This is a genomic window from Kitasatospora sp. NPDC034533, assembly GCF_055575155.1.
Genome location: NZ_JBVITE010000121.1, coordinates 1 through 10,683, shown reverse-complemented (window position 1 = coordinate 10,683; position 10,683 = coordinate 1). Strand labels below are relative to the sequence as shown.

The 10,683-nt window shown below is 72.0% G+C and carries 7 protein-coding genes; 4 read left to right on the top strand and 3 right to left on the bottom strand.

Going from position 1 to position 10,683, the window contains the following annotated elements; translation table 11 throughout:
• Window positions 1–1,977: 1,977 nt before the first annotated feature.
• Both ACZ55U_RS38185 and ACZ55U_RS38180 read left to right on the top strand, forming a co-directional pair.
• Window positions 1,978–2,349, top strand: coding sequence for a hypothetical protein (locus tag ACZ55U_RS38185; protein ID WP_465534096.1), 372 nt, complete (start codon window positions 1,978–1,980; stop codon window positions 2,347–2,349).
• Between the two features lie 1,206 nt (window positions 2,350–3,555).
• Window positions 3,556–3,924, top strand: coding sequence for a hypothetical protein (locus tag ACZ55U_RS38180; protein WP_465534094.1), 369 nt, complete (start codon window positions 3,556–3,558; stop codon window positions 3,922–3,924).
• A 5-nt stretch (window positions 3,925–3,929) separates the two neighbouring features.
• Here the strand turns inward: ACZ55U_RS38180 and ACZ55U_RS38175 are convergent, their stop codons facing one another.
• Complete coding sequence (locus ACZ55U_RS38175) at window positions 3,930–4,196, bottom strand: ATP-binding protein (protein ID WP_465534092.1); 267 nt, start codon at window positions 4,194–4,196, stop codon at window positions 3,930–3,932.
• On the opposite strand from ACZ55U_RS38175, the gene ACZ55U_RS38170 reads away from it, so the two are divergent.
• Window positions 4,195–4,593, top strand: coding sequence for a hypothetical protein (locus tag ACZ55U_RS38170; protein WP_465534090.1), 399 nt, complete (start codon window positions 4,195–4,197; stop codon window positions 4,591–4,593). The two genes, ACZ55U_RS38175 and ACZ55U_RS38170, sit on opposite strands and share 2 nt — an antisense overlap.
• 336 nt (window positions 4,594–4,929) lie before the next feature.
• Here ACZ55U_RS38170 and ACZ55U_RS38165 read toward each other — a convergent pair whose 3' ends face one another.
• Together ACZ55U_RS38165 and ACZ55U_RS38160 are read right to left on the bottom strand one after the other, a co-directional pair.
• Window positions 4,930–6,420 carry a carboxylesterase/lipase family protein gene (locus ACZ55U_RS38165; RefSeq protein ID WP_465534088.1) on the bottom strand — a complete coding sequence of 497 codons (1,491 nt, stop codon included), beginning with the start codon at window positions 6,418–6,420 and terminating at the stop codon, window positions 4,930–4,932.
• Between the two features lie 22 nt (window positions 6,421–6,442).
• A complete protein-coding gene (locus ACZ55U_RS38160) occupies window positions 6,443–7,357 on the bottom strand; it encodes an MBL fold metallo-hydrolase (RefSeq protein WP_465534086.1) in 915 nt (304 codons plus the stop codon).
• A gap of 180 nt (window positions 7,358–7,537) precedes the next feature.
• On the opposite strand from ACZ55U_RS38160, the gene ACZ55U_RS38155 reads away from it, so the two are divergent.
• Window positions 7,538–10,321, top strand: coding sequence for a helix-turn-helix transcriptional regulator (locus ACZ55U_RS38155; RefSeq protein ID WP_465534098.1), 2,784 nt, complete (start codon window positions 7,538–7,540; stop codon window positions 10,319–10,321).
• Window positions 10,322–10,683: the final 362 nt, after the last annotated feature.

Sequence of the window (10,683 nt, the reverse complement as noted above, 5' to 3'; positions counted from 1 at the left end):
CCCCAAGACCCACCACCTGCGTTCCCTCTTCTCCCCCCCCCCCCCCCCTCTCTCCCCCCCCCCCCCCCCCCCCCCCCCCCCCCCCCCCCCCCCCCCCCCGCCGCCGGGTACGAACGGCGGTGACGGGCACAGCGCCCGGCCGCCGGCTGCCCGCCGGCGGGCGCCTTCCGCCGCCAGGCCCCCCCTTTCCCGATCCGGTTCCGCCGATCCGCAGCCGGACGCGCGGCCCGCTGCAAGCTCGCCACAGGTCGCTCCGGCACGCGACCGGCCGCCCGTGCGGCCGAATGCGTTGCTGGACGTGCCGGGGCTCGATCAGGCCTGGGCCTGGCTGAGGTGCCCCAACCGTGGGCAGGTTCGCGCGGCAACGGGCTTGGGCCGGCTTCTGCCGGCGGTCGCCGACAGGTAGAAGCGCTTTCCCGGGCGCCGTGACGGCCTGTGGCGCGGCCGCGGTGCGCCCGGCTGTCGCGGTGCGGCCGGGGCCGGTGTGGCCGGGCCGACGGCGTCCGGCGACAGACTCGGCTCGGCGGCCACGGCGTTCCGGTGCCCTGCCCTGCCCAGGGGAGGAGCTGAGCCGCACCGTTCCGCGCGCCGCCTCGGGCCGAGCCGCGCGTCCGTCTGGCCGTCGCCCGGATCGGGCGGGGAGAAGGTGAGCCCGCGGGAGGCCCCCTCGCTCGGCGAGGGGGCCTCCCGCTTTCAGAAACGGGTCACCGTGACAGTCCTGTCGTCGGACGCCAAGGTCACTCCCGTCGCCTGAACATGGAGCCTGACATGTACGTCGACGGTGTCCCCGGTGTTGATGTTGAAGCTGGTGGGGAAGAGGAACGTCCTGGTGATGTCCTCGTCCGTACACGGTGTACTCGGCCGCTGGCCAGCGGAAGTATTGGTCGTTGTGTCCTGAAGCGTCATATCGAGGGGGCGGTCGGTCCGTCGGCCAGGGAGCAGTTGTACGTGAGGGTGAGATCCACACCGGCAAGCGCTCTGTGCCGTCGGAGGCCGTCGATCTTAACGGAGTCGGCGGCACTGGCGCTGGTGGCGGCAGTCAGGCACAGGGCCGCCGTGGTGATGGCGGTACTGACGCCGTAGAGCAGTCGCTTCTACTCTCTCTCCTGATGAGTTCCGGCCCCTGATACTGAGGCGGGAAGGACGACCCGGCCCCTTCAAACCTCGGGCAGCCCCTCCACCTCCGCATGCCGTGGGCGCCGTTGGGAGGCAGGCCCGAGCGCGGTGGCGAGGGGGATGGCGGGGCGGTGGCCGGCACGGCCTCGCGCCGTCGGCAACGGCCTGTCCCGGGCTTCCTGACACGACTCCCGGCGTAGCTCCGGCCGCGGTCCCGGACCGCGACATGACGACACCTCCGACCAGGCGCCGTCCGCGTCGTCGCCGTCCGGCCGCTGCGCAGCCCGCCCTGCGACGATGGCGGTACGCCGCCCAGGGCGAGGAAGCTCGGGACGGACACCGAACCCGCTGCGAAGCACCGGGCTCGTGTCCTTGATCGCCCGGAAGCGGGGACTTCCGAGCCTCGCGGCGCCACCGGTCGTGGGGGCTGCTGTGCGGGGCTAAGCATCTGTCTCTGGAGAACGATCCTCGGTGCCGCAGCTAGCCGGTTGCGCACAACCACATGTCCTGGCCGTGCCTTTGACGCGCGGCGAGCGCCGAACCCCCAAAGCGGGCGAGGCAGCAGCACGCGACGGATACCCGTCCCACCGCCCCGCTCCGAGCCGTGGTGGCCGGCCCGGGCGCGAAGGGAACGGCGTCCGCCCAGGGGCCGCTCCCGCGCGCCGAAGACACGAACACCACCCACGCGCATCATGAGTGATGAAACGGATCCGATCCGTGACGGGTTGCGGCGCGAGCTCCGCCCCAGCCCGACGTCGCCCGTCGCGCCGAGCCCGCCACTGAGGCGACCAGCACCCCGAACGTCCGCGCAAGCCTCAGCCGGCCGCATCCCGCGTGCCACAGACGCAAGGAGCCCCCCACATGCGCGCATCGCGCGTCCTCGCCCCCGCCATCGCCGCCGCCGCACTCATCGGTGCGGCCGCGGTCCCCGCCCACGCACAGTTTATCGGCGCCAGCCCCCTCATCTGCGTCGACAGGACCGGCACCGGAATGGTCGACGGGGTGAACGTCATTGTTCTCTCGACCCTCGACCCCGACGAGACCGAGACGGCGCCCCCCGCCACGAAGACCACCGAATGCACCAACGACGGCTCCGTGACGCTGACCGTCTACGTGACCTTCGCCGACGGCAACGTCGAGGAGCACGACATCCCGCCCCACCAAACCTTCGTCTTCAGCGACCCCGCCGGGACCGCGGACGTGCGCACCGTCCGCGCGTTCTTCTTCGGATAGACCACACCGGGTGCCGCGCGGACCGACCCCCAGCCACCCGCCCACAACAGCGCCGATCCGCCCAGCCCCGGGTGCGAACCGACTCAGCCCCCGCACCGGGGCAACGCCGTACCCGAAGGAACCGCGGACACCGACCGCGTCGGATCCGGGCCTCCCGGCACGACACGCACAGCAACTGAACGGCGCCGTCCGCAACCTGACCGCCGAGTGCGAACGGCCGCGACGGGCACGGCGCCCGCGCGCAGGTGCTGCAGGCCGGCGGCATCCGTGGTCGACGTCACCCTTACGGTCTGCCCGATCGGTTCCGCGCATCCGCAGCCGGGCCGGCATGCCGCAAGCTCGCCGGTCGGGAGCCGGCCGTGCGACCGGCTCGCCCCACTCCGGAGCGCCGCCGACCAAGGGCAGGACGAGGCCGGCTCTACATGGCGGCGCTTCGGTGCCAGACCGGAAGCGACGAGTCGAGGAATATGGCATGTTCGGGATGACGCTCCCCGCCAGTCGGGGCGGCGGCCTGGAGCGCGGCCGAGCGCCAGGCCTACGCCAACGACCTCGACGACTCGCGCTCCCTCCTCGCGGTCCATGACCGCGCCAACCAGTCCAAGGCCGACCGCGACCCCCGGCCCACTGGATGCCCCCGGCCGTCGGCGCGGACCTGCCGCTACATCTCCGACTGGGTCACCGTGAAGACCCGGTGGGGCCTGAGCGTGGACCGGGCCGAGCATGCCGCGATCCAGCGGATCACGGCCGCCTGCGACAATTCGGTGATCACCGTCACCCTCGCCCGCTGACCACCCCGTCGTCGGTTCCCGGGCCGTGAGCGGACGGGCGCCCGACCCCGTGCGGGGTCAGGCGCGGCGGAATCCGAGGCTGGGTGCCGGCTCCGTCGTCGCCGACGGGACGAAGCGTCGGTGTTCCGCTATGCGCGAGAGGACGGTCGGCTTGCGGCCTGCTCCCGTGGCTGGGGTTCCATCAGGTCGTCCCCGCCGAAGGCGTCCTCCTCGTACCAGCCCGTCCCCGTGAGCATGTCTCCAGCCATGCTGCGAGGCTGGCGGAGTCGAGGGAACCAGCACTGATCCCAGGACCCTCTTCCGCCATAAGGGTTTTCGACCCCGCACCAGCCCGGCGGAGTTGACCCCGTGGGGTCGGTTCGGGTCTGTCCGTCGGCCCGTGCGCGCGATGACGGTCACCTGCCCGATACTGTCCGGCGTGGACTTCACCTCTGGCGGGACAGACGGCCCGCGTCTTGATGCCGCTGCCGTGGCTCAGCTTGATCTCGGCAGCAACGTCCGGGGATCTTTGACCGGGACAGCAAGCGCCCAGAGCGCGGCTGAGCTGTTCTTCCGCGCCGGCTGGCGGGTCCGGCGATCGAGCTGGACCGAGTTCCAGGTCGGGAACGAGTGCGCGGAACTTGAGCTGACTCCACTCGAACCCGTCATCTTCAGCGGGTTCGTGGATCCCGATCGCATCACTGACCTGCTGGGGGCCTTGGACAGGACGGGCTTGTCCTTCAGCGTCGAGTTCGAGGACCGCGCAGGGCGAGAGCACATCTTTCGCTCGGCCGACCGGCCCGGCTGAGGGACTCAGTCGCGGTGGGCTCGGTTCTCCTGTGCCAGGAACTCGCGTCGCTGCCGAGTCCGGTAGGAGCCGCCGGTCAGGGTGAGAACCTCGGCATGGTGGACCAGGCGGTCGATCATCGCGGCCGCGACGACGTCGTCCGAGAAGGTCTCTCCCCACCGATCCGGGGCCGGCACTTGTTCCCTCCACATCGATGCCACCCGTCCGCCGGAGCCGTGACCGGTTTGAAATCGCTGGTCAGGACAGATCTCCGGCCGCAGAGTCAGCGACATGCCGCGCTTCTTGTGTGACCGTTGTCAACGCCCGCTCACCACATCGGTCACCAAGATCGAAGTTCCGCCACCGGTCCCGCCCTCAGAGATTCCCGGCATCCGGACCCGGCCACTGCGGATGCCGCGCGGCACCTATGCCCCGAACTTCCGGCTGAGCGAGTTCACCATCGACGTACCCGGCTTCGTGGTTCATCCCGACGACGTCGTCGGCACCGAACCGCACCCTGGGTGGGACCGGTTGAGTGCCTGCTGCCAGGGCCCCAGCGGCACCAACGGACCCAACGTCCTGTGCGGGAACTGCGGAGCGGAAGTGGCCACCGAGCAGGCCGACTGTTTCACCCAAGACCAGGTGGTACTCGAACCCACCGCAGTCTGCCTCTCCTATACAGACGACTGATCACGCGACGAGTTCCCAAGCCGAACCCGTCGAAATTCGGCGCCACCTCACACACGTTCGCCGGGACATGTGCGCTTTCCCAAAGGGTGGGTTCGAGGTCGCCGGACCACGTGCGTGCCGGCGGCCGGCTCTTCGCCTCCACCGGCTGCCTGGTCTGCTCGGCGGCCGTGGTCCCGGCGACGTCGCCCGTGTCCGGATCCAGCGGGAGCTGCCCGGGGACCTGCGGGACGGGGCCCGTGTGGATGTCTTGGGGCAGCGGGGCTGCGGGGGCGGGTGTGTTCTTGGTGGTGATGGCGGTTCTGGTCATGGTGTGTCCTTGGGAGCGGTGGCCGGGGGTCAGCGCCAGGCCTCTCGTTCCTGGCTGCGGGGGTCGTCGACCTGGGTCCACTCGGTGTCGATGCGCATCGTGGCCCGGCGCTTGTCGTCGTACGGGTCCCAGCCGGGGTCGCCGGTCCTGGCGAACGTGATCCATGTTTCGTGGATGCGGGCGGCGAGGTCCGCGGGGGGCTTGTCAGGGCCGAGCAGTGCGGCGGGTCCGTGCAGCCGGGGAAGGTGGGTGAGATCGAAGACGAAGGGCAGTTCGAGGGCGTGGGTGGCGCCGAGCTGTCCGTCCAAAGAGTGGGAGCGCCAGGCGAACTCGTAGGTGTGGGTGGTGGATTCGCGGTGGGCGGCGTGCGCGCCGGCCAGGGCCCAGCTGCCCGCGCCGAACAGCGCGTCGCCCATGATGGCGGAGCGCAGCTCGCCCAAAGACGCCTCGGGGCGTGCCGTCCGGTACGTCTCGACGAGCCGCGCCGGTTTCGGGTGTGCGCGTGCCGCCGCATCGTCGACGTCAGCGGTGGTCGAGGTGGCGTATCGGCCCATCGGGACGAGGTAGAGGTTTCCCTCTTCGGTGTTGGTCCCGATGAGCACGGGGATGGCGCTGCTGAGGCCGGTGGCGATGGATTCGGCGGGTTGCGTGTCGAGGACCAGGCTGAAGGGGCTGAGTCCGAGCAGCGGGTCGTGGTGGGTGTCGGTCCGCAGGTCGATGCCCGTGAGCCGGGAGCCGGCCTCGACCAAGCGGTCGTCGCGGATGTCCGCGAAGGCCTCGACCCGGGGCTCGATGCCCAGGGCCTCGGCTGCTGCCCTGGTGACGCGGGCGGCCTGCTCGGTGGTGAACGCCCCCAGGCCGCTGCCGCTCTGGATGATCGCCCGGTGGAAGAGGCCGGTGGCTTCCGGTGTGGCGAGGACGGCGCCGACGATGGTGGCCCCGGCGGACTGGCCGAAGAGGGTGACGTTGTGCGGGTCACCGCCGAAGGCGGCGATGTTCTCCCGTACCCAGCGCAGCGCGGCGACGACGTCGAGCAGGCCGCGGTTGGCCGGCGCGCCGGGGATGTCGAGGAACCCGGCGATGCCGAGCCGGTAGTTGAGGGTGACGAGGACGACGCCGTCGCGGGCGAAGGCCGAGCCGTCGTACAGCGCGGACCGCGTCGATCCGGCGACGAATCCGCCGCCGTGGACGAACACCATGACGGGCAGGTCGCCGTTCGCGGCGGCGGGTGTCCAGACATTGACGGTGAGGTAGTCCTCGCCGCGGCTCCAGCCGGTGCCGAAGTAGGGGGACATGTCCACGCTGCCGAGCCGGCGCTGCGGCTGCGGCGCGTTGGGCCCCGGCACGGTGGCGTCCCGTACGCCGTCCCACGGCTCGTGCGGCCGCGGCGCCTGGAACCGGCCGGCGCCGCGGGGCGGGGCGGCGTAGGGGATGTTCAGGAAAGCGGCGGTGCCGCCCTGGCGCAGGCCGCGGACGGCTCCTTGCGCAGTGGTCACGACGGGCTCGGTGTGGTGGCTCATGTCTCGTGTCTTTCCGCGGGGTTCAGGCCTGCTCGGTGTACGGGGCGAAGGGGGCCCAGCCCTTGATGGCGAACTTGTCCCCCTCGCGTGCCACTTCGGCGGCGCCGTGGCCGCCCAGGTGCGCGGGGATCACGAGCGCGTTGTTGTCAGCCGCCCAGCCCAGCACCTTGCGGCGGGTGGCGCGGGCGCGCGCGAGGTCCTCGCAGAAGCAGCTGTTGGAGTCGGGTTCGATGATCTGCACGGGGCTGTGCAGGATGTCGCCGACGAACACCGCGCGGTCCGTCCCCGAGGTGAGAGTCAGGACGCAGGAGCCGGGGGTGTGTCCGGGGGCCGTGTCCAGGCGCAGGCCGGCGTCGATCCGGTGGCTGTTCTCCCACAGCAGCGTCTGGCCGGCCTGGTGCACCGGGGCCACGCTGTCCTCGAAGACGTTCTGGTTGCCGCGGCCCAGCAGTGGCTTGTGGCCGTTCTCGGGGTTCCAGAAGTCGAAGTCGTCCTTCGGCATCAGGTAGGTGGCGTTGGGGAAGGTGGGCACCCACTGCCGGCCGTCCAGGTAGGTGTTCCAGCCGACGTGATCGACGTGGAGGTGGGTGTTGATCACGATGTCCACGTCCTCGGGGGCGACGCCGGCGCGCGCGAGATTGGCCAGGAAGCCTGTGTCGAGGCGGTTCCAGACCGGCGCGTACGGGCGGTCCTTGTGGTTGCCCACGCCGGTGTCGACGAGGATGGTCGTGCCCGCGCTGCGCAGCAGCCAGGTCTGGATCGCGGAATTGACGGTATTGGTCTCGGAATCCAGGAAATGCGGGGTCAGCCAGGGCGCGGCGTCGTCCCACACGTGCTGCGGGCTCTCCGGGAAGAAGGTGCCGGGCGTCATTGCGACGGAGCCGAAGTACTCCCATACCCGGGTGATGGAGACGTCGCCCAGCGTGATGTGTTCCATGAGGCGTCCTTGGGAATGCGGAAGGTTTTCCCGGAACCGTACGAGCGGCCTCGGCGCCGCGGTATCCGTCACGTGACTGCACCTGCGCGCATGGCCCGGGCCCGGGGCCCGGCCGCTTGTACCCTGGGCGGGCCGGGGCAAGGCGGCCCCGATAAAAAGCCGCACATTCCGGGGGATTCCGTGGACGAACACGCCGGTGGCCGCGGTGCGGTCGTGGGAGCGGATCCGGGGGAGCCGGTCGTCGGCCGGGACGCGGAACTGGCGCGCCTCTTTCGTGCGGTGGACTCTGTGCCGGCCGGTTCGGTGCTGATGCTGGCCGGTGACGTGGGCACGGGCAAGAGCGTGCTGCTGGAGCACGCGGTGCGCCGGGCTGAAGCCGGCGGTGCTCGCATCCTGCGTGCCGAGGGGAGCGAGTCGGAGTCGGGCCTGGCCTTCTCCGCGCTGCATCAGTTGCTGCGGCCGGTGCCGGCCGAGGTGGACGCACTGCCGGGCAGGCAGCGCGCTGCGCTGCGGGAGGCCTTCGGCGAGGGGCCGGCCACGTCGGGACCCGATCTCATGCTGGTCGGGCTGGCCGTCCTGAGCCTGTTGTCCGGTCTGGGCGACCACCATCCCGTGCTCGTGGTGCTGGACGACGCGCAGTGGTTCGACCGTGCTTCCCTGGAGGCGCTGTCCTTCGCTGCCAGACGGCTGGACGGTGAACCGGTCACGATGCTGATCGGGGCCCGTGACGGCGATCGCCTTCCGGGACTCGGCCGTCATGTGCCGATGCTCACCCTGGGACCGCTCGACAACGCCGCGGCCAACCAGCTGCTGGACCTGCAGCCGAAGAGCCCCACGGGCCACACCAGGTCGCGGATCCTCGACCAGGCGGGCGGCAACCCGCTGGCGCTGGTGGAACTGACGAGGGCGGCATCGGCACACGACACGGCCGCGGGGCTGCCGTCCGCGGGTCCGCTTGCGCTCACCGATCACCTGGAGCGGATCTTCGCCGCCCGCCTGGACGGCCTCCCCGCCTCCACCACGCGGGCCCTGCTGCTCCTGGCCGCCATGGACAGCGCCGACTCGGCGATCGCTGTCTCGGCGGGACTGCCGCGCGCCGGGGACGCGGCCTGGCTGCCGGCCGAGCGGGCCGGGCTGGTCCGGCGGATCGGGCGGCACGTCCGGTTCCGCCACCCACTGGTGCGGTCCGCCGTGTATCACGCCGTGTCCTGGGATGCCCAGCGCGAGGCACACCTGGCGCTCGCCGAACTGTTGCGGGACGAACCGGACCGGCGTGCCTGGCACCTGGCCGCCGCCAGCCCGCGCCCGGACGCGGCCGTGTCGGCGGAACTGGAGCGCACCGCCGACCGGGCCCGCCGGCGCGGCGGCCATGCGGCGGCGGCCCAGGCCCTGCGGCGCGCCGCGGACCTCGCACCGCGGCGCGAGGACGGCGCCCGGCTGCTGGTCGAAGCCGCCGCGGCGGCCGTGTTCACCGGAGACCTCGCCTGGGTCGAGGAGCTGGTCGCCGCGGCACGCGCGCGCACGGATGACGCGACCCTGCTGGCCCGCGCCGCTGTGCAAGCCGGACGGCTGGCGGTTTTGACCGGACGCCACACCATGGTCTTCTCCCGGCTGGCCGGCGCTGCCGAGGAGCTGACGGCCTCCCAGCCCGCCGCCGCGCTGGACCTCGTGGCCGGTGCCGCCGTGGTCCGCTTCTACTCCGGAGAGGACACCCAGCGCCACCGCATCCAGGACATCCTGCGGCGCATTCCCGAGAACGCCTCCCACGCGGGCTTGCGCACCTGGGTGAGAGCCGTCTCGGACCCTTTCGACGACCGGGCCCAACTCGTTTCCGTGTTACCGCGGTTGGCTGTCGAGGCGAAGGCCCGGCCGGAGTGGCTCACCATGGTCGGGGTCATGGCGTGGCTCTTGGATGAGACCCCCCGGGCCGTGCGCGTTTTCGACGAGGCTTTCGGTTGCTGGGAGTTGCGGGGAGCGCTGCCCGAGGGGCTGAGCGGCGCGGTCGCCTGGGCCTACGTGGAGCGGGGAAGGTGGGACCGGGCCCGTGAGGCCTGCGCCCGTATCACCGCGGTCGGCCGGGCGGCCGGCCTCGACCACGCCGTGGCCTGCGCGGCCACGGTGGACGCCACCGTGCTGGCCTTCCAGGGCGATGTGTCCTCGGCCCGAGCCCGGGCCGAGGAGGCGCTCGCTCTCATCGACCCGCTGGAAAGCCGCTCGGTCTGCGTCTACGCCCGTCGTGCGCTCGGTGCCGCGGCGGCCGCGGAAGGCGCCTACGAGAGCGCCTACGACCAGCTCCGCATGGTCTTCACGGCCGACGGCGCGCCCGTGCACTACCACGCCGCCTACCCGGCCCTCGCGGATCTGGCGGCCGCCGCCGTGCGCTGCGGCCGCCGTGAGGAGGCTGTCGCGATCGTCGAGCGCTCGGCGTCTGCGCTGGCGGACGGTGCTTCGCCTCGTCTACGGGCGCTGATCGGCCGGGCCCGTGGCCTGCTGGCCCACCCCGCGGCCGCCGAAGCGCACTTCCGGGCGGCTCTGGCGGATCCGGTCCTGGCGTACTGGCCCTTCGAACGCGCGCAGACCCTGCTCGACCTCGCCGAGTGGCTGCGGCGCCGTCGGCGCGTCGCGGAGGCGCGGGGGCCGCTCACCGAGGCCCTGGAGATCTTCCGTCGCCTGGGCGCGCACCCGTGGATCGAGCGTGCCAGGGCCGAATCGCGCGCCGCCGGTCTCGACGTCACGGACGCGGCCCCCGACGCGCTCGCCGAACTCTCCCCGCAACAGCGGCGGATCATCCGGCTCGCCGCCCGCGGGCTGACCAACCGTGAGATCGGCGAGAAGCTCTTCCTGTCCCCGCGCACGGTCAGCTCGCACCTCTACCGCAGCTTCCCCAAACTGGGCATCACCGCCCGTTCCCAGCTGCGCGACCTCATCGAGGGCACCCTCGCGACGGCGGCCCGCCAGGGATAGGGGCACGCCCGCCCGCGGAAGCGGTCACCTGACGTAGGGCGCGCGCCATCGCGCCGGAGCAGGCCGGCCGGCAGCGGTAACCTGCCAGGCGGCGGCCCCTTTCGCCCTGGTATCCCGATGCCCCCGGCTTGTCCCCAGGGCCTTTGCGAAAACGCGGGCCCGAGGCCAGTGGGCCGGGCTGAACACGGCCCAGCTCGTCGTGGCGGGACGGGGACGGCCAACCACGGAGAAGGAACGGAGTTCCACGGTGGCTGCGAAGACAGCGCCGCTAGATGATTGATGCCAAGGGGTTCAGTGGTCGTACGCGGTGAGGGAACGCATGACGGGCTGCCCGGTCTGGTCGTTGTGCCAGATCGCGGCGG